At 73.0% G+C, this 21,834-nt stretch carries 23 protein-coding genes; 1 reads left to right on the top strand and 22 read right to left on the bottom strand.

Features of this window, described 5'->3' with window-relative positions:
- Positions 1-52: 52 nt before the first annotated feature.
- Positions 53-4,744, bottom strand: a complete 4,692-nt coding sequence (mobF, locus tag ACIBEI_RS23335) for a MobF family relaxase (protein ID WP_398891795.1) — start codon at positions 4,742-4,744, stop codon at positions 53-55.
- A gap of 492 nt (positions 4,745-5,236) precedes the next feature.
- On the opposite strand from mobF, the gene ACIBEI_RS23330 reads away from it, so the two are divergent.
- Positions 5,237-5,941, top strand: a complete 705-nt coding sequence (locus ACIBEI_RS23330) for a hypothetical protein (protein ID WP_398891793.1) — start codon at positions 5,237-5,239, stop codon at positions 5,939-5,941.
- Positions 5,942-6,008: 67 nt separating this feature from the next.
- Here the strand turns inward: ACIBEI_RS23330 and ACIBEI_RS23325 are convergent, their stop codons facing one another.
- From ACIBEI_RS23325 to ACIBEI_RS23225, 21 genes are all read right to left on the bottom strand, one after another.
- Positions 6,009-6,398, bottom strand: coding sequence for a hypothetical protein (locus tag ACIBEI_RS23325; RefSeq protein WP_398891791.1), 390 nt, complete (start codon positions 6,396-6,398; stop codon positions 6,009-6,011).
- A 327-nt stretch (positions 6,399-6,725) separates the two neighbouring features.
- On the bottom strand, positions 6,726-7,019 hold the full coding sequence (locus tag ACIBEI_RS23320; RefSeq protein ID WP_398891789.1) for a hypothetical protein: 294 nt from the start codon (positions 7,017-7,019) through the stop codon (positions 6,726-6,728).
- Between the two features lie 299 nt (positions 7,020-7,318).
- A complete protein-coding gene (locus ACIBEI_RS23315; RefSeq protein ID WP_398891787.1) occupies positions 7,319-7,684 on the bottom strand; it encodes a hypothetical protein in 366 nt (121 codons plus the stop codon).
- Positions 7,685-7,894: 210 nt separating this feature from the next.
- Positions 7,895-8,401 (bottom strand): DUF3085 domain-containing protein, encoded by a 507-nt coding sequence (locus tag ACIBEI_RS23310; RefSeq protein ID WP_398891785.1) that lies wholly within the window; start codon positions 8,399-8,401, stop codon positions 7,895-7,897.
- A gap of 328 nt (positions 8,402-8,729) precedes the next feature.
- A complete protein-coding gene (locus tag ACIBEI_RS23305; RefSeq protein ID WP_398891783.1) occupies positions 8,730-9,044 on the bottom strand; it encodes a hypothetical protein in 315 nt (104 codons plus the stop codon).
- Between the two features lie 309 nt (positions 9,045-9,353).
- Positions 9,354-10,016, bottom strand: a complete 663-nt coding sequence (locus ACIBEI_RS23300; protein WP_398891781.1) for a hypothetical protein — start codon at positions 10,014-10,016, stop codon at positions 9,354-9,356.
- A 310-nt stretch (positions 10,017-10,326) separates the two neighbouring features.
- Positions 10,327-11,205 (bottom strand): magnesium chelatase domain-containing protein, encoded by an 879-nt coding sequence (locus ACIBEI_RS23295; protein ID WP_398891779.1) that lies wholly within the window; start codon positions 11,203-11,205, stop codon positions 10,327-10,329.
- Positions 11,206-11,811: 606 nt separating this feature from the next.
- Positions 11,812-12,261, bottom strand: coding sequence for a hypothetical protein (locus ACIBEI_RS23290; protein ID WP_398891777.1), 450 nt, complete (start codon positions 12,259-12,261; stop codon positions 11,812-11,814).
- Between the two features lie 282 nt (positions 12,262-12,543).
- Complete coding sequence (locus tag ACIBEI_RS23285; RefSeq protein ID WP_398891775.1) at positions 12,544-12,870, bottom strand: hypothetical protein; 327 nt, start codon at positions 12,868-12,870, stop codon at positions 12,544-12,546.
- 191 nt (positions 12,871-13,061) lie between these two features.
- A complete protein-coding gene (locus tag ACIBEI_RS23280) occupies positions 13,062-13,229 on the bottom strand; it encodes a hypothetical protein (protein ID WP_398891773.1) in 168 nt (55 codons plus the stop codon).
- Positions 13,230-13,276: 47 nt separating this feature from the next.
- The gene (locus tag ACIBEI_RS23275) at positions 13,277-13,555 is read right to left on the bottom strand and encodes a hypothetical protein (RefSeq protein ID WP_398891771.1); all 279 of its coding nucleotides are present in this window, start codon (positions 13,553-13,555) and stop codon (positions 13,277-13,279) included.
- A gap of 50 nt (positions 13,556-13,605) precedes the next feature.
- Positions 13,606-13,788 carry a hypothetical protein gene (locus ACIBEI_RS23270; protein WP_398891769.1) on the bottom strand — a complete coding sequence of 61 codons (183 nt, stop codon included), beginning with the start codon at positions 13,786-13,788 and terminating at the stop codon, positions 13,606-13,608.
- A gap of 172 nt (positions 13,789-13,960) precedes the next feature.
- Positions 13,961-14,383 carry a hypothetical protein gene (locus tag ACIBEI_RS23265; RefSeq protein ID WP_398891767.1) on the bottom strand — a complete coding sequence of 141 codons (423 nt, stop codon included), beginning with the start codon at positions 14,381-14,383 and terminating at the stop codon, positions 13,961-13,963.
- Between the two features lie 141 nt (positions 14,384-14,524).
- Positions 14,525-15,445 (bottom strand): hypothetical protein, encoded by a 921-nt coding sequence (locus ACIBEI_RS23260; protein WP_398891765.1) that lies wholly within the window; start codon positions 15,443-15,445, stop codon positions 14,525-14,527.
- 301 nt (positions 15,446-15,746) lie between these two features.
- Entirely contained in the window at positions 15,747-16,085 is a 339-nt protein-coding gene (locus ACIBEI_RS23255; RefSeq protein WP_398891763.1) for a hypothetical protein, read from the bottom strand.
- Positions 16,086-16,350: 265 nt separating this feature from the next.
- The gene (locus tag ACIBEI_RS23250) at positions 16,351-16,752 is read right to left on the bottom strand and encodes a hypothetical protein (protein WP_398891761.1); all 402 of its coding nucleotides are present in this window, start codon (positions 16,750-16,752) and stop codon (positions 16,351-16,353) included.
- 495 nt (positions 16,753-17,247) lie between these two features.
- On the bottom strand, positions 17,248-17,535 hold the full coding sequence (locus ACIBEI_RS23245; RefSeq protein ID WP_398891759.1) for a hypothetical protein: 288 nt from the start codon (positions 17,533-17,535) through the stop codon (positions 17,248-17,250).
- Positions 17,536-17,913: 378 nt separating this feature from the next.
- Positions 17,914-18,657 (bottom strand): VWA domain-containing protein, encoded by a 744-nt coding sequence (locus tag ACIBEI_RS23240; RefSeq protein WP_398891757.1) that lies wholly within the window; start codon positions 18,655-18,657, stop codon positions 17,914-17,916.
- Between the two features lie 508 nt (positions 18,658-19,165).
- Positions 19,166-20,086, bottom strand: a complete 921-nt coding sequence (locus tag ACIBEI_RS23235) for a hypothetical protein (RefSeq protein WP_398891755.1) — start codon at positions 20,084-20,086, stop codon at positions 19,166-19,168.
- Between the two features lie 538 nt (positions 20,087-20,624).
- Complete coding sequence (locus ACIBEI_RS23230) at positions 20,625-20,846, bottom strand: hypothetical protein (protein ID WP_398891753.1); 222 nt, start codon at positions 20,844-20,846, stop codon at positions 20,625-20,627.
- 203 nt (positions 20,847-21,049) lie between these two features.
- On the bottom strand, positions 21,050-21,784 hold the full coding sequence (locus ACIBEI_RS23225) for a hypothetical protein (RefSeq protein WP_398891751.1): 735 nt from the start codon (positions 21,782-21,784) through the stop codon (positions 21,050-21,052).
- Positions 21,785-21,834 lie beyond the last annotated feature (50 nt).

Here is a 21,834-nt window from a genome sequence, read left to right as displayed (position 1 = left end):
GTGTCGGTGTGCTGCTTGTCCGGGCGGCGTTGAGGGGCACGCGGCAGGGTGTTCAGCGGGTCGGGGGCCGGTGGCCGGGGCGGTGCGTGTCGGGCGGGGGCTGCTGGCGCAGTGGCGAAGTCGGCGGCAGGAGGGCGGCGCGTTCGACGGCGGTACGGGCCCGCATCTGTTCCAGGCGGCGCTCGACGCGGGCGTGGGTGTACAGGTCGATCGCGTCGGTGAGGTGGTCCCATTCCTCGCCGTCGAGGCCTTGGGGGCGCGGGCCGAGGACGTCGGGGCCCGCGCGGTGGTGGCGGCGCCGGTAGTCGCCGATGGCGGTCAGGAGCTTGGTGTAGGTGCGCTGCTCGTCCTCGTCGTCCTCGCCGGGGGCGGTGATCTCCTCCATCCAGGTTTCGGGCAGGGGTTCGCCGGCGAGCACGGCGGCCAGGGCGTGCCGCGCGAGGCGCGCGTCCAGCGCTCCGTAGGAAAGGGGGGCGACGCCGAGTGGGTCGCGCAGGGCCGGGTGGTCGGGCAGGGGGCCGTTGGGCGGCGGCGCATCGAGGTGGCTGAGGGCCGCCTCGATCATGACCGAGGCGGGTGCGTCGGGCGGCGGGAGGTGCACCGGGCGGCGGCGTCCGGTCAGGGCGCGCACCCGGGCGTCCAGGTCGTCCCAGGCCGCCGCGTTGCTCGGATCGGCCGGGCGCGGGCCCAGTCCGGGCACGCCGGTGATGGCGTGGCGGGTGCGCCACAGTTCCACCAGAGCGGCTGTGGTGGCCCACGCGTGGCGGCGGCGGGGGGCGCTGGTGGGCGGTGGCGGGCCGAGCGGGCGGGCCCAGGCGGGCGGGGCTGCGGCCAGGGTGTGGCCGCGGTCGGCGAGCGAGCGGGCGAGGATGCGGTGGCGCTCGGCGAGGTGGGTGATCCAGTGCTCGGGGGTGTCGGGGTGGACCAGGGCGTGGGAGTCGGCGACCCAGTCGGGTATCTGGCCGCGGTAGTTGGGCCGGTGCGGGGCGTGGTCGGGCAGGCGCTCGCGGAAGCGGAGCTCGGCGTAGATCTTGTCGGAGACGGCGTCGGCGCGGGCCAGCGCCGCGCGCGCGGAGTGCCGGCGCTGGTCGGTGGTGGCGCGCCGGGTGGTCAGGGTGCGGCGGATCGCGGCCAGTGAGGTGGCGCCGGAAAGGGCGCTGGAGGTGGTCCGCTCGCGCTGGAAGTCCTCGCGGGCGGTGTCGCGCCAGTGGAGGGCGCGGCGCAGCTGGGACTCGCGGGTGAGGTCGGCGATCACGTGCCGGGCCGTGTCGGAGAGCGGGGTTCGGCTCCTCTGGGCGCGGCGGATCTGGGTGCGCACCATGGCCAGTTGGGCGGCGAGCTCGCGGCGGGTCAGCTCGCCCATCGGGCGCTGGTCCCAGGCGGGATGGGTGTGGCCGGCGCGGGTGGTGACTTCGGCGGGCAGGTGGGTGAAGGCGGAGTCGGCGGCCTTGAGGGCCTCGCGGGCAGCGGCCCGGTGGGAGGCGGCGAGCTTGGTGAGGGTGTGCAGTTGGGCCAGCGTGAGCGCGGCGAGCGGGCGAGGCCGGCTCGCCTGCTGGGCTTCGGCGGCGTCCTGCAGGCGCTCGCGCAGCCGCCAGGTCAGCACCGCCGAGGGGTCGTCCGCGTCGCCGAAGCCGCGCCGTGGCACGGTGTTTCCCAGCAGGCGGGGCAGGTCGAACCCGGCCCGCTCGGCATCGTGCAGGGCGCGGATGAGGGCCGGGTAGGCGTCGGCGGCCAGGAACATCGCGGCCCTGTCGGTGCCGAGGGTGTGCTCGAGCAGGCCGGTCAGCCGGGCGGTGGTGGCGCGCTCGGCGACGTCGGCGAACTGGGCCGACAGCTGCCCGGGCGCGCTGATCTCCTGCTGCAGGGCGGCGATCGACTCGGTCGCCGACAACTGGGCGCGGCGCCGCGCGGCGATCGATGCGAGGACGTCGTCGAGGCGGTCGCCGTCCTCGAGTCCGACGTAGAGGCGGTTGGTGCGCGCGCCGCGGGTCAGCTGGACGTAGACGCCTTCGCGGTTGGAGCGGGCAGAGGCCAGCGCGTGCGAGGTGTCCACCGTCATGCCCTGGGAGCGGTGGATGGTGGAGGCGTAGCCGAGCTCGCACTGGGCGGCCATGTAGTGGGCGGGCAGGCGGATGCGGCCGCGGTGCTGGGTGTGGCGGACCACCACGTCCCCGTCCGGGAGGATCTTCTGGACGCGCCAGGTGTCGCCGTTCTTCACGAAGTCCCGCCCGCCGCGCACGGTCATGCGGCGGCGGTTGAGGCGGGTGACGATGACGTCGCCGACGTGCGCGCGCTGTCCGGCGCGCAGGGCTGCGGCCTGGCTGGTGTCGACGGTGCCGGCTTCGATGTGCCAGGCCTGGGCGCGCAGGTTGAGCGCGGTCACTGTCGCCGTGTCGGCGGCCGTCATCAGCGAGGTGAGGCCCTTGTCCAGGTCCTTGGCCCAGGCGTTGAAGACCATGTCGCACATCGACTCGTAGGTTCCGGCGACGATCCGGCCCTTGTCCCGGTACCAGTCGAAGACCGCCCGCATCTCCTCGCCGTCGCGCAGGATCAGGGAGGCATCGGCCTCGCCGGGCACGCGGAAGCGGTGCAGCTGGTCGAGTTCGATCGCGCCTCCGGCCCGGGCGATGAGCCTGAGGGCTCCCCCGGCCTCGACGGCGGCGAGCTGGTGCGGGTCGCCGAGCAGGCGCACCACCGCGCCGGCGGCCGCCGCGTCGGCGAGGATCCGATCGAGCAGGAGGGTGCCGGCCATGCCTGCCTCGTCGACCAGGACGACGTCGCCGGGGCGTAGTTGGAAGTCCTTGCCGACCGTTTTGCCGTCGGTGGCCCGGCCGCGCTGGTGCAGCCAGGAGTGCAGGGTGTGGGCGCGCCGGTCGAGGTCGCTGCCGAGGACTTTCGCCGCTCGGGAGGACGGTGCGAGCGGGATGAGGCGTCCGCCGGCCGCGTCGACGGCGCGGGCCACCAGCTTCATCGCCGTGGTCTTTCCGGCGCCCGCCGGGCCGAGTCCGGCCAGCAGCAGTTGCTCGGAGAGCACGAAGGAGGCGGCGAGCGCGCGCTGTCCGGCGTCCATCGGGCCGCGGTGCAGGGCGGCGGCGCGGTTGAAGGTGCCCCGTGCGACCGGCGGGATCACGCTGGTGCGGGCGGCGGCCATGAGCCGGTTCTCGGCGGCGAGCAGGGAGTGGGTGGTGTAGGTCTGCGAGCCGATGGGCCGGTAGATGCTGGTGCCGTCGGGGCGTACGAGGTCGGGGTGTTGGGGGTTGATCTCGGGCGGGGTGATGTCCAGGCAGTCGCCGTGGGCGAGGACCCGGTCGGTGATCTCCTCGGCCGCCCGGGGTGCGGCAGTGGCCCCGGCCAGGGTCCGCATCAGGTAACGGCGCGCCTCGGCCAGCACATGGCGGCGGCGGAACGTCGTACGCCGCTCGCAGACCGCGGCCAGGACTTCTTCGGCTGCCGCGGCGGGGTCGAACGCGGCCGGGACGGACCGGCCTTGGGCGGCGGCGCGGGCGGTGGCGAGTAGGTTGTCGACGGTGGCGCGGTCGGTGACCGCGACCGCCCGGCGCCGCCAGGCGGTGAGCAACTCGTCCAGGGAGCGGGCCGTGCGCTTGGGAGGCCGGGTCATCAAGGCCGCCTGCCCCTGCAGTCGGGTGCGTGCGGACATCCCCGGCTGACGGCCGTGGCGGCGCCGGAAATCGTCGAACAGAGCCTCCGACACGGTGCGTACGGCATGGGACCGCTGCGCGAACGCGGCGCGGATCCGCCGGTCGATTCCAACGATCTGTACCACCGGCCGCTGGCCGGGGGTGACCTCAACCTCCTCGGTGGCGAGCCCCAATCTGCCGCAGACGAGCTCGAGGGAGCGCTGGTTGAACAGTTCGCTGGCCACGACCACTTCACGCATCAACAGGCGGGTGTCGAGGTTGCGCCAGCGGCCGTCCGGTCCTTTCACGCGCGGGGATATGACCGCGTGCTCGTGCAGCATGGGGTCGCCGGTGCGTGATTCGTAGTGGAGATAGACGGTGGCCAGCAGTCCCGGCTCGGCCCGTTCCTGAGCCACACCGCCCGGGCCTCTGCGCACCGCGAGCGCATGGTGCTCCAGCCAGGCCAGGGCCTCCGAGCGGGCCTGGGCCAGGACCTCGAGGACGATCCGCCGTACCTCGGGGCCGCCCAGCGCGAACAACAGCGACAACTCCTCGGAGGAGAAGGTGAGGTCGTAGCCGGTGCGGGCCTGGCGCTGCGGTCCGGTCCGCGCGGCCAAGAACCGGCCGAGCTCGGCACCGTCGCCTGGGTGCCGGTGGTTCTCGGCCTCGAAGGCGAGCGCCGCGGTACGCATCCGCAGGTCCTTCGTCTCCGCCTTCGTCAGGGGGCGGCACAGCTGCTCACTGGCCTGCTGCAGGACCTGCTCGATCTCCTGGTCCAGCGGGGACAGTTCAGCCAGCTGCGGCACGGCCGGCCCGAGCTTGGCCGCCTTCATGGCCCGTTTGAGCGAGGCCCCTTGGCTCAGTTCGCGGGCCGTAATCGCTTCGGCGTCGGGGTGCATGCCGAGGCCGAACAGGGCCCGCATCTGCGCGTCGCTCACGATGCCGGACAGGCCCAGTGCCTGGGCGGCCTGCCCGTGCCATACGCCGGGCGGCACCCCCGGCACGCTGGAGGACACCGTCAGCACGCTGCCCTGGGCACCGTCGCCGAGGGCGATGTTGCGCCGGTAGTAGCGCTCCCGCCCCGCCGTAATGCCTGTCGCCGTCATCCCCACGACGCCAGAAGAACACCGCGAAACAGGGTCATGCGGGCGCTGACCGGCTCGGAGCCCCGAACCTCCCAGGGCTCGAAAAACAACCTTCGAACGCGTCCCGCCGAGAGGGAAATCGGCTCCTGCGGCCGGTGGTGGGTCAAAAGTGCTAGAGGTGTACGGCGACCGGCCGGCCACCGACCGGCGGCCACACATCCTCACCCACACCGGCTCTCACCACAGACCCGGCACCCGTGGCATCCCCACACCACCGGCACCCACCGGCATCCCATACTCCTGGCGCTAGCCCCTCACCACGATCAGCCCCCGGGCGGGGCTCCTCCCCCGTCCGGTTCGGACGTCGTCCCGTGAGCGGGACCGGGCGCAGCGACGGGCGTGCTACGGCCTGGGACGCGGACGGCTCGCGCCGGTTGGCGGGTGTGCGGGCGGCTGAGACTGGCGCGACGCGGCCTGCGACGGGTGGGCCTGGGTGGCCGGGAGGTGGCTGCGGTGGCGGGAAGCCGGACCAAGGGCAAGGGGAAGAACAGCGAGATGCTGGCGCGGCGGAAGGCGGCGCTGGGGCGTGCTGCGGAGCGGGTGGCCGAGCAGCGGCGGGTGGCGGAGGAGGCGGAGGCGGAGCGGCTGCGCCAGGAGGCGGCGTTCGACGAGTTGGTGGCCGACTTCGAGCTGGCGGTGGAGGACGAGAAGGCGGTGGCTGCCGAGGTGGAGGAGGAGGTACGCCGGGTGCGTGAGCGCGGCCAGGTGCGGATCGACGAGGCGCGGGTGGCTGCGGCGCGGGTGGTGTTGGCGATGGGTGAGGCCGGGGAGACGGTGGCCGGGTGCGTGCGCCGGTTGGGCGTGGGGGTGGAGCGGGTCAAGGAGCTGCGGCGGCTGGGGCGTGAGGACCTGGCCGGGGAGGGCTCGGATCCGGTGCCGGAGAAGGCGAAGGCAAGCGGCCCGGAGAAGGCGGGCGGCCCAGGGAAGGCAAAGGTGGCGGCGGGCGGGCCGGGTGGGGAGCAGCGGGAGGGTGTGCGCGCGTCCGCGCCGGGGCCGACGGGCGGGGGCGCGGCGCCGGTCTCGGCTCCCCCGGTGACTGCTCCCCCGGTGCCTCCGGCCGCTCCCGTTTCTCCTCCGGCTGCTCCGTCGGCCGGGCCTTCCGGGGCGCCGGGTCCGGCGGGCGGGGCGCGGCCGGGGTGGCCGCAGTCGTCGCGGTGAGGTGTGGTGCGGGCATGGGTCGGCCCCGGCTGCCGCAGGGGCGGTGGCCGGGGCCTGGGGTCGGGGTTCAGCTCTGCTGGTTGGACCAGGGGGCGGCAGGCCGCTGGGGCGTGGCCGGCTGCTGGGCGGGGTAGGTGGCGGGCTGCTGTTGCCAGGTGGCGGGCGCGGCGGCCTGCTGGGGGACGTGGCCGGTGAAGCGGCCGGGGTCGACGTCCTTGAGGTAGACGGTGACGGGGGCCTGGTCGGCGACGAAGATTCTTTCGTGGACGCCGGGCGGGGTGAGTATCCACACGATGGTGTCGTCGCGGCGCCGGGTGCGGCGGATGAGCGGCGGGGGGAGGGTGACCTCCTCGGTGGTGTCGGTGTCCGGGTTGGTCTCGGGGACCGTGATGTGGTCGACGACGCTGAAGAGTCCCGGGTACTGGGCGAGTTCGTTGATGGTGGTCTCGTGCTTCACGGCGCTCCCCCCTTCTGGTTGTGGCCTGGGCGCCTGCGGGTTCGTTCGGACGGTAGGCGGCCTGGGAGGGGTGTGGGGCGGGTGTGGGGCGCGGGTACCGGGAGGCGGGATACGGGTTGGGGTGGCGGGAGCGCGGGGCGGGAAACACGGGAGCGGCCCCGTGCCGGGACGGGTGTCCGGGCACGGGGCCGTGGGATGCGGGTGGGTCAGCTGTCGTGGTCGGTGAGGATCAGGGGGCGGCGGGGGCGGGGGTGGCGCGGTGAGGCGAAGGCCCCGTTCCCGGCGTGAGTGCGTCGGGAACGGGGCCTTGGCGGTGGGAAGGGTGTGTCAGTAGAGGGCGCCGACGGCGTTGGCGATGGCCTGGGCGACGGTGTCGAGGGTGTCGGTGGCGGTGAGGTCGAGGGTTGTGGCGTCGCCGAGTTGGTCGTTGCGGAGGAAGAGGGCGCCGGTTGCGGTGACGCCCACGGTGAACGGGGTACGGTCCCAGGCTCGGAGGTGGCCGGTGACGCCCCAGGGGCCGGGGCTGGCGCCCCACTGGTCGCCCAGGTACTTCAGGGACTCCTCGGTGGCCTGCCAGATCGAGTAGGCGGGTACGGGCTGTTCGCTGTAGCTGAGGGGCATAGAAGGGTTCTCCGTGGTCGGTGGTTGGCTGCCCCGACGGGAGCGGGGCAGCCACCGGGGGCGCGGGACGGCCCGCCCCCGGGGGTGGGCGTGGGGGTCGTGGGGTTGTCGAGGGTGCAGGGCCGCACACCGCGCGGTGGGGGGACCGCGTCGGGGGCGGCCCGGCGAGACCCACACTTGACCCACGCGGGGCTAGCCACACAACCCCGGCTTCCCCGCCACCGGCTGAGGGCCGGGGAACACGACAGGGGCCCGCCCGGCCAGTGATGGCGGGCAGGCCCCGGGGGCCGTGCAGTGGGTCAGACGTCCAGGTCGGCGGTCAGTGCATGTCGGCCGAAGGCGTGCCGGAGGCAGGCTGCGATGGCCTCGCCCCACAACCGCAGCTCTTTGCGGGAGCGTGGTGGGGTGGGCAGTTCCGTGACGGAGACCTTGTGCTCCTCGGGCCACGCGACGGAGGTGTTGTGCACGAGCAGCAGGTCGCCGACGTTGTCGACGAACAGCCGCACGACCAGCCGGTCATCGTCGGTGACGATCAGCCCCCATGCGCCGAGGAACCCGGCCTCTGCGTGCCAGCCCGGGCCGAGGGCTCGGGCGGCCTCACGAGCGTAGTCGGACAAGGGGTAGGCGAACTCGATGCCGGGAGCGAGGTCATCTGAGGTGGTCATGGTTCTCCTGGTCTAGCGGCGGGGCGTTGACGGGTCAGTGGGAGGGGGTCAGTTTGGTGTCTGCTGCTGGCCGCCTGCGGAGGGGTGCCGTGGGCGGCTGCGGCGGGGGTGACGGTGGGATGCCGAGGGCTATGCGGGCAAGGCGGGGGTACGCGGGCTGGCCCCGTGCCGGGACGGGTGTCCGGGCACGGGGCCGCAAAGGGGTGGGGGCTACTTGGTGGTCATGGAGAGCAGCATGCCGTCGTCGTCGTGGGTGATGTGGAGGAGGAAGCGGGTGGCGTGGTCGGGGGCTTCGCGGAGCATGTCGATCAGGAGCTGGCCGTCGTCGAGCGGCTGGGTCAGGTCGAGGGTTTCGTGGAGGTCGTCGCCGCCGAGGACGGTGGAGGGGTCGGTGTCCGGTCCCCACTTGTCGGCGTAGACGATGTGGTGCCACTGGCCGTCGGCGTCGCGGGTGTGGGGGGTGTTGTCGATGCCGTTGCTCATGAGGAAGGTGCCGTTGCCCTTGATCCACCACAGGCGGGGGCGGGCGTCGGTCTCGCCGGGGCCGAGCGCGTGCTTGCGGGCGGCGATGGCGAGTTCGGCGATGGAGCGGACCTTGTGGAGGGGGAAGGCGAGCGTGCAGTCGTGTTGGGCGGGGGGCTGGTGGTTGGCGCCGCAGACTTCGCGGAGCAGGGCGCCGAAGTCCTCGGGGGTGGTGGGGGCGGTGGGGTGGGTCATGTCGGGTGGTCCTTGGCATCGGTCGGTGTGGATGGGCGCCGGGGCCGCTGGCGGCGCGGGGCCGGGGCGGGCGCGGCGGGTCCGACGGTGGGATGCCGGGGAGTTAGCGCGACAGGCCCCGGCCCCCTGGTGCGGGGCGCGGCGGGCCACACGGTCGGGGGCTCGGGCGTTAGGGCGGCACGGGACGGGCGGCGCGCTGGGTGTCGGGGGCGGCTGCTCGGCGCGGGGCGCGGCCGGGGCTGTCGGGCACTGTGGGGACCGGGCGGGGACATGCCGTTGGCCCCGTGCCGGGACGGGTGTCCGGGCACGGGGCCGTGGGAGGGGCTGGTCAGCTGTCGTTCTCGGCGTAGAACATGCAGTCGTTCGGAATGCGGGTGAGGAGTTCGCGGGTGACGTCGGGGGCGGGGACCGTGATCTTGCTGGAGGCGCGGGCGCGGTGGTCGCGGCGCAGGAAGTCGGTGGAGCTCTCGTCGAGGAGGACGTCCAGGCGGGTGACGCGGCTGCTGGGGTTGGTCTGGGTGGTGCCGGTGAGTCCGTTCAGGGAGGCGGGCGAGATGTTGACCAGTCGGACGCGGCGGCCGGGCTTGATGTCCTCCTGTGTGGGGACGGGGGTGAGGGGGATCTCTTCGACGGTCACGCTCATGGGGGCGGTTCGCCTTCCGGTTGAAAGGACCGCGGTCCCCGGGGCGGGGGCGCGGCTGGTGGCGTGACCGTGCGGAGGCGGGGGGTTAGCCGGGCAAGTCGGAGCGTTCGGGAGCGGCGTGGTGTGCGGGCGGCCCCGTGCCGGGACGGGTGTCCGGGCACGGGGCCGTGAGAGAGGGGCGGGGTGGTCAGTCGCGGTGGGTGACGCGCGGGTCGGTGAGGGCTACCAGGGTGGTGGGCTCGGGCACGGCGGAGAAGCAGCCGAAGGAGTCGACGCTCAGGTGACCGGTGCGGGCGTCGGGGGCCGGGGTCAGCCGGTGGTGGGGCGTTGCTGATGCGCGGTGTCGTCGGCGGCCTTCTTCCAGCCCTGTTGGATGGCGTCGGCCTGATCGAAGTAGTCGGTGGTGGAGATGCGGGTTCTGGTGTCGGAGTAGCTGGGGAGGCCGAAGTGCTGCGGGGGGCTGTAGGTCGGGATGCGGTCGATGGTGAGCATGGCGACGACGGTCCCGGCGGGCACCGTGCGCAGGGTGCCGTCGATGAAGACGCAGTCGGTGCCCTCCTGTTCGAAGAGGTACTCGCCGAAGGTGAAGCCGGGCAGCAGCAGATCGGCGTGGTCGTCTCCGTAGGCGGCGCGTCGGGAGGCGTCAGTGGCCAGGAGCGTGTGCCAGGAGCGCAGTCCTTCGACCGCCACGGTGGTGAACAGTTCGGAGGTGTCGATCAGGGGGGTCAGCGAGGGGGCGAGGATGCCGCCGTTGATGAAGCGGATGGCGCCGAGGGTCGCCCGGGTGGGGCTCGTGTACTGCCACCACAGAGCACCGATCGCCTCCACGTGGCGGATCATGTCCGGCAGGGTGCAGATGGTGCCGGCTCGGCCCATCTGGTGTTCTCGCAGGTAGGTGTTGAGCGGGCTGTCCCACATTTCCTGGTCGGTCTCGGAGGGCTTCGTACGGTCGCGGTAGAGGGTGTAGCCCACAGGGGGTTGCCTTTCCGTCGGACGGCGGGGTGTGGTGCCGGGGCTTTCCGCAGGGGCGGGGCGGTTCCGGCGCCAGGGACGGTGGACGACGCCGGTGTTAGTGCCGCAACACCGGGGTTCAGGCGCTCCGGGGAAGGCGGGGGCGCGGTGAGGGGGGACCGGACGTACGCACGTGCCCGCCCCGGCCCCGTCCCTGGTGCAGGGCGGGCCGGGCCGGGGCTGGGCCGGGGCGCGGGTGGTGGCAGGGCGGGCCGGGGGTGGTGAGGGCGGGCCGGGGGCGTCGCCTGCTCCCCCGGCCCGCCGTCGGCTGCTACTTGGCCAGCAGGTGGACGCTGCTGCGGCGGCCCGGCTGCCGGGGGCCGGTGCAGAGGTACTCGCCCCACTCGTCGTTCAGGCGCTTGCCGCTGCCGTCCCAGATGAGGAGCTGGCCGCACTGGGCGCAGTGTCCGGCGTCCTTCCCCGGTGTCCCCTGCGTCGGGGCCTGCGGTGCCTGGGGGGTGGTCTCGGGCTCGTGCATCTCGAAGAGGAATGCGAGCGCGGCCGTGAGGTCGTTCGCGCCGACCGGGGTGATGTCGATGTTCTCGCTGACCTCGTCGAAGTCGTCACGGGACACGATGAACTTCTTGTACCCGGCTTCCTGGGCGATGCGGACCGTTTCGGTGACGTCTCGGACGCTGCGGACTGTGCCGTCGAGGCCGAGTTCACCGATCATGGCCACGCCGTTCAGCGCGGCCGGGTCGATGACGCCGACCGCCGCGAGGGCAGTGCAGGCGAGTGCCAGGTCTGAGCCGGAGCCGGAGCGGACGACCGTCCAGTGGGCGACGAGCTGCATGAGGCCCGGTTCCCACTCCATGCCGCTGTTGGCGATGGCCGCGCGGATCCGGTCGCCGACCTCCCGGGCGAAGGTGGAGTTCGGTCCGACGATCTGGAAGTCCGGGGTGGCTGTGGGGTAGTACTCGGCGCGGATCGAGGCCATGCCCTCCGGCGTGGGGAACGAGCTGGCCGCGGTGCTGCGCCGCGCCATGTCGACGGTGGGGAGGGAGAGGGCGGCCGTCATCGGGTCGGCGGGGAGGGCGCGGGCCGAGTGGTCGGTGGCCAGAACCGGCGGGCGGGCGGGGAGGCCCGTGAGCGACTCGCTCGGCGTGTGCTGCGGCGGCTGGAGGTGGGTCAGGCGGGGCTCGTAGCTCATGGTCGATTCCTTCGGTGGGTGGCGGAGTGCCGGGGTGGGGCGGTACGCGGCGCGGCGAGCGACACCGCGCGCGGGGGATGGTTCACAGGGCGGGTGCCGGGCCGCAGGAACAGAGGGTGACGGGGGTTCCTGCGGCCCGGCCGTGCCGGGCGGCGCGGCCGGAGGGGGGCGGGGCGGCCGCTGCTCGGGCCCGGCGGCGGGCGGGCGCACTCGGCGCACGAACGAGGGGCGGGGTTCGTGCGGGGCGCTCACCGGCTGAAGTGAGGATCTGGTACGGCACGGTTAGCAGCACAACCCCGGCTGTCGGAGCAGGGGGCGCGTGCCGGGCGTGCGGACGGCCCCGCCTGCGGATGCAGGACGGGGCCGAGGCGGGGCGGCTACGCGGGGCGGGGGGGGGGGGGGGGGCCACCGGGGGGGGGGCCCCCCCCCGGGGGGGGGGGGGGGGGGGGGGGGGGGGGGGGGCCCGCCCGCCCCCCCCCCGCCCCCCCCCCCCCCCCCCCCCCCCCCCCCCCCCCCCCCCCCCCCCCCCCCCCCCCCCCCCCCCCCCCCCCCCCCCCAACGGCGGCCGGCCCCGTCCTGCGGGTGCAGGGGCGGGGCCGGTGCTGGTCAGTCCCGGTGGGTGACGCGGGGGCCGGTGAGGTCGACCAGGGTGGTGGGCTCCGGGACGGGCGTGAAGCCGTAGGAGTCGACGCTGAGGTGAACGGTCCGGGAGTCGGGGCTGGTGATCTTGATGACGTCGCCGACGGAGACGGAGCGGATGTTGCCGGGCCAGGTCTGCCCGTTGTCGTCGGCGCCGTGGAGGTTGCCGACCTCGAAGGCGGCTTCGGCGGCGTCCTCGTGGTTGCGGATGCGGTCGCTGGCGCGGAAGACGAGGCGCAGGGCGCTGTCGTCGCGGCGGATGGCGGCGGCGAGCGGGTGGTGCGGGTCGTAGCCGTCGAAGTTGTCGCGGTGCATGTTCATGTAGACGGTGGCGGTCCACACGTCCGAGACCGGGGCGGTGTCGGCGGTGTCGATGCGGGCGGTGACGGTGTGGCGGCGGGTCATGGCGGTCGTCACGGTGGAACTCCCATCGGGGCGCTGCTGGTTGATGGGGTGACGGTGTGGCGCGGGGCGGTTAGCCCGGCAAGACACGGTGGTGGTGGTGCGCGGGTACGCGGGCGGGTATGCGGGCGGCCCCGAACCCCGGGACGAGTTGTCCGGGGCGCGGGGCCGTGGGGTGGCGCTGCGGGCGTGGCGCGGGGGTCAGTCGTAGCAGGGGCCTGCCATGGTGGGGCCGTAGCTGTCGCCGGGCTGGCCGGCTGCCTAGGGGCCGCCGCCGGAGAGTCCGAGGACGATCCACTACACCTTGAGCCTTTCCAGGCTGTGGTCCTCGCGGCACGCGCACGTCTCCCGGCTCCACCTCGTGAGGTCGCACAGGTGAAGCCAGCGGTTCATGAACCGGCAGGTCGGGCACATCGCCTCCCCGCTCTGCTGCCTGGTGTCCCATCGCACGGGGTAGTAGCCGGTGCAGTCCGGACGGCACGGCTCCTCCTCGTGGCCGAGGAAGTTGCCGCCGCACGCGCAGGACTCGGACCACTCGGTGACGACGCGTCGGCCGACGTGGGTGCGTGCCGCTGCGGGGGCGCGGCGGATGTCGGCTGCTTTGTGAGCGGGGAAGGAGTGCATGGGGTCGCCTTCTGGGGGGTTCGCGGGTCGTTGGGGTGACGGTGGCGCTGCGAGGGGCAAGGCGAACAAGACGCGGCGGGTCGACGGCCGGGGGCGGGAACGCGAGGCGGCCCCGCACCCCGGGACGGTGTCCGGGGGTGCGGGGCCGGTCGGTGCGGTGGGCTGGCAGGGGGTGGTGCCGTGTGCGGGGGTTACAGGACGGGGATGTTGTAGCGGTCGGCGGCTTCGCCGGGGGTGAGTACCTCGCCGTCGGGCATGCGGACGATCATGCGGCCCTCGGTGGGGCTGTAGGTGTAGTCGCCGGGGCATCCGGCGTCCTTGAGTCGTTCGGACAGGGGCTTGAGCTGGAAGACGTGCACGGGCTGGTTCTCCGTGTGGTGTGGGGGGGTGGCGGGGGTCAGCGGGGTCAGCGGCGCTTGCGTGGCCGCCGGGAGTGCTCGCCGCTGCGGGTCCGCTCCCGGCTGGACACGGTGAACTGCCGGGCGGTCAGGTCGAAGACGACCCAGGGGGCGTCAGCGTGAGCGTCGTCGGTGGCGTACGGCTGGTGCTGCCAGTTGTTGTACGGCCCGTTCAGGTTGTGGAAGGCGGGGAACTGCCCGGAGTCGATGAGGGCGTTCAGCGCGTCCGTCAGGTTCTGCCACAGGACGTCCGTGCCGGTAGCGGTGGTGTTCGGGGCGGTGGTCACGAGAAGGGGGTTTTCCGTTTCTGCTCGTCTCCGGCTCGGGCAGCGGGTGGTCACAGGGACTTGGGTTTCGGCTTGCAGCCGTGGCTGGGGACGGCGTCGAGGAGTCTGGTGACGCGGTCGGGGTGGTCGGTGATCTTGACGCGGAGACCGCACCGGCCGCAGGTGTACGTCGCGGTCATGAGCGGCGGGGGGAACAGCCGGGCGCGGGCGGTGCGGAGCAGGGCGGCGAGCATCTCGGATGGGGGTCCTTGCCTGAGGCGGTGGCGGGGGCGTGCGGGGGCCCGAGGGGGCGGGGTGGTGGTCACCGCTCCCCCGGGGCCGGTCGGCTGACCATGGCCGGGCGGGCGTCAACGGCCGCAACCCGCCGGGCCGGGCCGGGCCGGCGGGCTGGGCGGGGGCGGTCGGCTACAGGGGGCGGCCGTTGCCGTCCTCGTGCGGTTCGGTGTCCTCTGCGGTGGCCTCGAAGTCGGGTTCGCCGTGGCCGTGGTAGACGATGCCGTCGCTGCCGACGTAGGCGTCCAGGTCGGCGGGGTCCAGGTCGGGGAAGTCACGCTGGAGGGTGATCGCGGCGTGGATCTCCTCGGCGAGCAGGCGCAGGAGTCCGGGGTGGACCTCGATGGTCGTGGTGGCGTTGACGGTGATGGGCACGAAGGTGGTGTCGCTGTTCTCGGGTGTGATGGCGTGCAGGTGGGACTGAGTCCAGGCGGTGAGGGCCTGGGCGAACTCGGTGGCCGGGACCGTGTGCGGGGAAGCAGCGGGCGCGGTGCGGACGGTCGGGGCGTCGATGCGGGCGGTGACGGTCGCGGCGCGCGGGCGGGGTGTGGTCACGGTCGGACTCCAGGCGTGGCGGGGGCGGGGTGGCTGGTCCGGCCCGGGGGGCGGGGTGGTGGTCACCGCTCCCCCGGGCCGGTCGGCTGACCATGGCCGGGCGGGCGCCAACGGCCGCAACCCGCCGGGCCGGGCGGGCGTTCAGCCTGCCTGGCGGGTGAAGGCGTGCGGGGCGAGGAGAGCGAGGGCGTCCGCGATGGGCTCGATCATGTCCGAGGGCAGGCACGCCTTCCTGAGCGCGGCGAGGGCGTCGGGGGCGTCCATGGCCTCGACCTCGCACATGAGGTCAGCGTCGTCGGGGTCGTCGGATGCCGTCTCCCGCGCGGCCCTCAGGACAGCATCGAACAGGACATACGCCGCCTCAGCGGTCTCGGCGGGGGTCTGGGCGGGGGGCGGGGTGTGGGTGGTGAGGGCGGCGAGGTAGGGGGCGACGCGGGCGGCGGCCTGGTCGGCGGCGGCGTGGAGTTCGGCGTCGGCCAGGCGGCGTACGAGGAGGTGGGTGCGCTCGTCGGTGACCTCGTAGCGGGGGTCTTCGTGGCGCAGCACGGTCTGCATGAGGCGGTGGTCGCTCTCGCGCTGGTAGTCGTCGGGGCCGTGGGCGGTGAGTTCGACGACGGGGCCGAGTTCGGGATGGGTGCATTCGCGGGCGGTGAATCCGCGGCGGCTTGTATCGGTGCGGGTGCCGCGGTACAGGCGCAGGCGGGGAAGGTTGTAGGTCTTGAGGAGCTTGGCGATCGTGTCGGCGCGGGCGCGGCGCGCGGTCGTGGAGGGGCGGAGCGGGGTGCGGAGGTGGGCGCCGGCCTCGGCGTCGGTGTAGGGCGTGGCGAGGGGGGCGACGGTGAAGGTGCTGTAGGGGGTGAGGTGGGCTGCGGCCCAGGCGCGGGCGTCGTCGTCGGTGGCGAACGGGCCGTAGGAGTGGAGGGCGACCTGGCCGCCGGTGCGGTCGGGGTCGGTAGCGACGACCATGAAGGTGTGGGAGAAGGCGCCGCCGACGAACTGGGCGTCGACGGTGCCTATCGGCTCCTGGTCGAGGTCGAGGAGCGTCGTCAGATGCAGAAACATGAACGGGGGGTGCCTTCCAGAAGCCGGGCAGATACCGAGCCGCAGACCTTCGTGGGGTGCGGCCGGGGGTGGCTGACGTGGAGCACGATGCGCGGGCGGCCGGCTAGACCAGCAACCCCACCCGTGAGGCGCCGGTGTTGGCCTTGCGCGGCCCGGCGGGGCACGGTCGGGGGTGTGGCGGGTGGGGACCACGAACGCGAAAAGCCCACCCCCAGCAGGGGGCGGGTCTCGTCGCATGCTGTAAACGGCCCCGAACTCCCAGCGGGCGGCCGCGGGTTCTGGGCCGGGAAAGGGCGGGGCCCTACTGGGAGGTCTTGCCGTGCCGGTCAGCGAGGTCCACGACCCAGGCGACGAACGCGGTCACGTCCTTGTCCACGTCACCGCTGCCGAAACCGCGGGTCTCTGCCCGGTCGGCCTCACAGTGACCGGAGATCACGCCGTGCTCGCTGACGGAGTGCAGGGAGTTTTCCATGCCCGTGTTGCTGATGGTCGCCCATGTCAGATCGGCCCCGTCGGCGAAGGTGTAGCAGGCGTAGGCGCCCTGCACCTTCCCGTCATCATCTGGCAGGCAGGCGATACCAGCCTCTGCGAGGCGGTCCATCACGATGTCGAAGACCGTGACATCAGGCTGAGACGACATAGGGGTGCTCCTTGAAGGAGAGAGGGGGATGGCCAGCCGCGGTCGGTGGTGCGGCGGCCGGTGGCGGCACGATCCAGGCACGGCCGGTAAGAGCCGCAACCCGAACGGGACGACACAGCAGGGTCGGGAGTCAGGCGAGGCGGGGGCGGGCGCAGCAGGGTGGGGCATCGCGGGAGTGGGGGCGGGTACGCGGACGGCCCCGCACCCCGGGGGTTCCGGGGCGCAGGGCCGAACACGGCGGGGGCGGGCGGGGTGGGGCGGGGGTTCAGCGCGCGGGATGCCGCAGTCGGTCAGCGGCTTCCCGCATCGCCTCAACGACGTCCGTAGCGGTGATGCCGGGGTTGTGACACCAGGCTTCGAGTGCTCGCTCGACCTCGCGCGGATCGGCGTCGGCGGTGTGGTGGAGACCCAGGTGGGCGGCGACGGCGGTGACGGCTGCATGGCACAGCTCGCCTGCGATGCCGAGCACCTGGAGCGGGCTACTGGTGACGGCGATCCCAATGACTCCGACGGCGTCCGCCCGCGACGTCGCGCGCGGGGGCATGTTGGGGGTCAGCAGGCGGGCGGTGGCCAGCTGGTGGACATACCAGCCGTCGGTCGTGATCCGGTGGACGGCCTGGTCGAGGATCTGGGCGGTACGTTCCGGCGTGATGTCGGTGGTGGTCACGCAGTTCCCTTCCTATTTCCGGCAGGTTCAACTGGGTTGCTTCGTGCCAGCCCCTGGACGTTGGTGCCGGGCGGGGGCCACGCAGGAGCGGGGATGCCGGGCGCCGTACTGGCCTTTTGGGGCTGTGGGGGTGCGGCGGGTGGTGGCTGACGTGGAGCACGGTGCAGGCACGGCCGGCTAGCGCAGCAACCCCGCCCGGCGTGACACGAGCGTTGGGTGGGCTGAGCAGCAGCGACGCCGTCGTGGGCGAGTCCGAGAAGCAGTGCCCCGGTCGCGGGCGAGTCCGAGCAGGCGCGGGCGCGGGCGAACGCGAAAGGCCCACCTCGGGGGGCGGGGTGGGCCGGTTGCGGGCGCGGCGGGGGCAGTTGGCGGGGCCGCCGGTCAGCCCGGGGGCCTCTCCCGGGCCTCTCCCGGTGTCGGGAGTGGCAGCGCCCCGCCAGCCCCCGGCTACGGGGAGCCGGGGGCTGGCGGGGGTGAAGAGGCGGTGCCCGGGGGTCAGGCCCGGGACCTGGCGGCCGGAGACTTGGTAGCCGGGGACGGGGCGGACTTCCGGCGGACACTCTCACGGCGCAGTGCCCCAAGCAGGACACCCAACAGACCGCCGTAGACGGCGTGGGCGTACCAGGCCTGGGTCTGCACAACAGCGGAAACGTTGATCGCAAAGACCACACACGTCAGGAACACCAGACGGCTCTTACGGGTCCCCAAATCGAGCGCCCACCACAACGCGCCCGCAGCGAGCGCAGTAAACAGCAGGACATCAACGACGTTGATCCACGACATGACAAACAACTCCCAAGACGAGGTGGAGTGGGGCGGGGTGAGGCGGGGTGTGTCCGGCGGGATGCGAACCAGTACGGCCCGCGCCGGATGAACACACCCTGCGGAGACGGCCACCAAGCCGGGCAACCCGACCAGACACCCCGGCACCACGACCCCCACCCCCGCACCCGACCCACCACCCCGACACCGGCGGCAGGCGGCGGAGGCGCAGCGGCGGCGGCAGTACCGGGCGCGGCGGGGCGGTGACACGGCGGGGCGGTCACGGAGGTCGGCCCCGGCCTCCAGGGTGCGGGGGCCGAGGCCGACAGGGCGGGCAGAAGGGCAGCCCCGTGCCGGACCGGTGTCCGGGCACGGGGCCGACAGGGCGGGCAGAAGGGGTCAGCCAAGGATCTCGGCAGACCGGGCCGCCGCCAGGTAGGGACCGAACTGGGCGGTGATGCCGTCGTAGAGGGCGCTGTCGCCCACGGAGTGCGGGTCCGGGACGGGGAAGAAGCCCGTGTTGTCGATGCCCGGCAGCTGATCGACGGTGTGCAGGAAGTCGACCTTGTCGCCGAACCCGACGAACGACCAGAACATCGGCAGCTTCTTCGCGTCCGTCAGGAGCTGGATGGTGGCCGCCCGGTCGTCCGGGTTGCCGTCGGTCTGGAACAGGACGAACGCCGGATCGGTGGCGCCGGAGGCCTGGTAGTGGTCGATGACCGCGCGGATTGCCCGCGCGTAGTAGGTGAGACCCATCCCGCCGAGCCTCGCGTGCGCCTGGTCGATCCGTCCGGCGTGATTCCCGAGCTCCAACTCGGTCGTGCCGTCGACCTCGGTCGAGAAGAACACCACCGGGACCCGGCCGTCGTCGTCCAGCGCCCGCGACAGGCCCAGAGCCCGCTCGCCCAGGTACTGCATCGTGCCGTCCCCGTAGAAGCGGCGCATCGAGCCCGAACGGTCCAAAACCAGGTAGACCGCCGCACGCTCCCCGTCCAGACCGTGCTTGGACAGGCTGAACGCCGCCTTCTTCGTCAGGTCCGCCACGCTGGTGCGGCTGCGGGCCGGGACAGAACCTGCGGCCGGGACAGAACCGGACTGAGAAGTCGTGGAGGCCGCGGCACTACCGAAGAGCTTGTTGAACATGTGGGTGTGCACCTTTCGATGAACGAGGAACAGAAACAGAGCCAGGTGATCTCTGCGCACCCACCGTGACGAGTGGGAGGGTTAGCGCCGCAACCCTCAAAACGGGGCCTCCAGCCCCACCCGGCGCGCACCCCACGACCGTAGAAACACCAACAGGCACACCATCGCGGGGAACTGGCCCCGTCCCACCCCGTGGCACCACGATCCGCCCAAGGAGACCGCCCGGCGGGACACACCCGTCCCGCACCCACAACCGCCCGAGGCGGCAGCCCGGCTGCGGGAACGCGGAACAGCTCGCCCCCGGGGTGATACCCGGGGGCGAGCCGTCGGTGGTGCGGGGGTTAGAGCAGCAACCGGAAGAGCCGGACTGGGCTGGGCGTGGCCCGGCGGCCAAGGCGGAGCGTGCGGACGGCCCCGCCTGCGGGTGCAGAACGGGGCCGGTACGCGGATACGGGGCCAGCGGCGGAGGGGTGTCCAGCTTGCGGTGCCGGGTCTCAGCGGGCGAGGCTCAGTGGTGTGAGGTGCGTAGCAGCGCGGCGACAGCTCCTTCGGGCGAGGCGTAGGCGCGCGGTCCGCCTTCGAATGTCCACCGGCCGTCCGGGCCTTGGCGGACGCTGCCGACTGTGTGGGAGTGCGCCACGGCGGTCAGGAGACCGTCGGCCTCCGTCACCTGGGCGGCTTCCAGGCTGGCCAGCAGATTCCGAGCGCCCCCCACCTCGCGTGCGTCCTCCAGGACGCAGGCCGTGGCGGTGAACCGGTAGCTGACCTCGGTGCCGAGATCGATCAAAAAGCGCAGCCGACCGCGCGTCCCGGAGTCGGTGACGGCTACAGACGAGACTGAGCGCGCCTTCTGAACAAGTGCGTCCACGCGCTGTGCCGCGCTGCGGCAGTCGCCAGAGGATGAGGCTGCGCCGGGCCCCGGCAGTCTTTCATCCGGCGAGACGGAGAAGAAGGCGCCTGTCCGGCCGCTACGGGTGCTCCTGAGGCGGAGCATCGCCTGGCGGACCGTGTCTACGGCGAAGTCGCCTTCGTAGCGGTTGCTGAAGTGCCGTCCCATCGGTCCCTGCACCGCGGCGGCCCTTGCCTTCATGCGGGGCAGGGTCTTCTCCACGTGCTCGTCCAACTGGATTAGGGGTGGCTTCAGCCACTCGCCGGCTTCGCCGTCGAGGAGCTGCAGGGCGTGGCTGGCGCCCTGTAGGGCGGTGAGGATGTCGACCGCGCGCCGGTAGCCGACCGGGCCGATGTACCGCATCCCCTCAAGGTCATCGAGAGCGGTGAACAGCCGGGCGGCCTCCGGCTGCCGCAGGTATTCGAAGAGGAAGGCCCGCGCTGCGGCGTCGACGAGCGGTTGGCGCAGGACAGTGACGCGCCTGAGCTCCGCGAGGGCCTTGCGGGCGCTGCCGTCTGTTGCCGAGTGGTCACCGGACATGAGTGGGTCCTTCTGTCGCAAGGGGAGGCGTTCGTGTTCCCGGGTGGCTGCCGGGGCGGGCTGGTGGTCGCCACTCCCCCAGGCCGCTGACCCGAACATGGCTGAGGGCGGGACAAGAGGCGCAACCGCCGCAGGGCCAGGGCGAGGGCTACCGGTGCCGGGGGCGGCTGATGCACCCCTAGCAGGGAGCGGGGAGGTCGGTGAGCTGGAGGGTTCGGCCGCAGCCGGAGTACCGCCTGTGCGGGTGCACACCAGGGCGCCGTTGGCTCCCGGTTGTAGTGGGCCAGGTGCGGGAGACCAGCCCAAGCCGAGCAACCAAGGAGAGCGACGGCAAAGGCGGATCTGGGTACGGCTCGCCACCGGGATGCGGGGCGGGCCGTGAACGCAGAGCAACGAGTGCGCGGGGCGGGTGCTGCTCCTGCCGTGGGAGGCGGTACAGCGGTGCCGGGGCCGCTTTCGGGGCTGGTGGGTTAGCGCTACAACGGGAACGCAGGGCGGGCTCGGCACCGCGAGTGCGGGGCCGGGGCGGCGGGTGTTCTCAGGGAGTGTGTTGGACGATGCGAGCGTTCAGCACACGGGGGAACACGAGGTGAGCCCCTGCTGCTTCATGGCTGATGAGGACCATGGGGCCGCTCTCGGGGTGGTCGATGAGCGCCTCCACCAGGCACGAATGCCCTTCGTTGTCCGGCACCCGGCCATAGAGTGGGATCACCTGACCCGTCTCGTTACTGATCAAGGTGGCGTGGTCCAGAATCGGCATGTTCAACAGCCTTTCAAAGCCGCAGGTTCTTACACAGGCAGTCAGGCGCGGCGGGCCCGGTGCCTGCGCTCGTCTCTCAGTCCCGGGTTTTGGGCCACCCTGACGGTCGGGGGCGTGGGGGCTAGAGCAGCAAACGGCCCCGCACCTGGGGACTGAGGCGCGGGGCCGAAACGGGGTAGGGCCGGTGCCCGGCGTGGGCTGGGTTACAGGCGGCCAAGGTTGGTGAGGGCGGCTTTGATCGGCTTCAGGGCGAGGGGAGTGTGGAAGATCTGCATGTCGATGGGGCCTTTGACCCGGCGCTGGTGGCGGTCGTAGGGGTAGACGCGGACCTCGGCGCCGAAGAGAGCGGCGAGGGTGTAGGTGACGTAGTGCAGGTCGCTCTCGTCGGGGATGTTGTCCCAGCCCGGCTCGGAGGTGAGCAGCAGCCAGCGGCGGCCGTCGCCGAGGGGGTTGTGCCCGTACTCCAGGGTGAAGGGTTTGAAGCCCCACGTGTCCTCGAAGTGCTCCCAGTAGTCGTCAACGGCCGTGACCGGGTGGAGGGCGTAGGGCTCGCGGTGGATTTCGGCGTCGGGTTCGTCGAGCATCCAGGTGATGCGGTGGGGCTTGTCCCACAGTGAGGAGATCTCCAGCAGCCGCTCCTCGGGGGCGGTGACGGTCCACACCTCCTCTTCGGTCCACACACCGCCGTCGTACGCGGGACGCTCTTTGGGCCCGACTCCGACGACCACGGCGGTGGCGGTTCCGTCGCCGTTGGAGCGCAGCCAGGAGTAGCCGGTGCAGTTCTCGAAGCCCTCACCCGGGTGCCAGGCGGGCGCATCGGCGAAGGCGTCGTCGGGGAAGAGCAGCAGCGCGCCGACCATCCCGGCGCGGCTCTTGGGGTTCTTGCTCCAGGTGCTGTTGACGGCGTGTTCAATGTGGCGGCGAAGGCTGCGCTTCATGAGGTCCTACGTAAGTTGGGATCGATCTGTGCGGGCGTTTGGCTGAACTC

The organism is Streptomyces sp. NPDC050988, from assembly GCF_044456225.1.
In the GTDB taxonomy this organism is placed as follows: Bacteria; Actinomycetota; Actinomycetes; order Streptomycetales; family Streptomycetaceae; genus Streptomyces.
Note: the sequence above shows the minus strand (reverse complement) of the source record. Positions and strands in the feature narration are given on the sequence as shown.

Bases quoted from the DNA above. Each gene is read 5' to 3' on its own strand.
- ACIBEI_RS23320 (WP_398891789.1), bottom strand. From the start codon at position 7,019: ATGCCCCTCAGCTACAGCGAACAGCCCGTACCCGCCTACTCGATCTGG.
- ACIBEI_RS23270 (WP_398891769.1), bottom strand. From the start codon at position 13,788: ATGCTCGCCGCCCTGCTCCGCACCGCCCGCGCCCGGCTGTTCCCCCCG.
- ACIBEI_RS23235 (WP_398891755.1), bottom strand. From the start codon at position 20,086: ATGTCCGGTGACCACTCGGCAACAGACGGCAGCGCCCGCAAGGCCCTC.
- ACIBEI_RS23305 (WP_398891783.1), bottom strand. From the start codon at position 9,044: ATGAGCGTGACCGTCGAAGAGATCCCCCTCACCCCCGTCCCCACACAG.
- ACIBEI_RS23225 (WP_398891751.1), bottom strand. From the start codon at position 21,784: ATGAAGCGCAGCCTTCGCCGCCACATTGAACACGCCGTCAACAGCACC.
- ACIBEI_RS23310 (WP_398891785.1), bottom strand. From the start codon at position 8,401: ATGACCCACCCCACCGCCCCCACCACCCCCGAGGACTTCGGCGCCCTG.
- ACIBEI_RS23240 (WP_398891757.1), bottom strand. From the start codon at position 18,657: ATGTTCAACAAGCTCTTCGGTAGTGCCGCGGCCTCCACGACTTCTCAG.
- ACIBEI_RS23255 (WP_398891763.1), bottom strand. From the start codon at position 16,085: ATGTCGTCTCAGCCTGATGTCACGGTCTTCGACATCGTGATGGACCGC.
- mobF (WP_398891795.1), bottom strand. From the start codon at position 4,744: ATGACGGCGACAGGCATTACGGCGGGGCGGGAGCGCTACTACCGGCGC.
- ACIBEI_RS23315 (WP_398891787.1), bottom strand. From the start codon at position 7,684: ATGACCACCTCAGATGACCTCGCTCCCGGCATCGAGTTCGCCTACCCC.
- ACIBEI_RS23295 (WP_398891779.1), bottom strand. From the start codon at position 11,205: ATGAGCTACGAGCCCCGCCTGACCCACCTCCAGCCGCCGCAGCACACG.
- ACIBEI_RS23260 (WP_398891765.1), bottom strand. From the start codon at position 15,445: ATGTTTCTGCATCTGACGACGCTCCTCGACCTCGACCAGGAGCCGATA.
- ACIBEI_RS23285 (WP_398891775.1), bottom strand. From the start codon at position 12,870: ATGCACTCCTTCCCCGCTCACAAAGCAGCCGACATCCGCCGCGCCCCC.
- ACIBEI_RS23245 (WP_398891759.1), bottom strand. From the start codon at position 17,535: ATGTCGTGGATCAACGTCGTTGATGTCCTGCTGTTTACTGCGCTCGCT.
- ACIBEI_RS23230 (WP_398891753.1), bottom strand. From the start codon at position 20,846: ATGCCGATTCTGGACCACGCCACCTTGATCAGTAACGAGACGGGTCAG.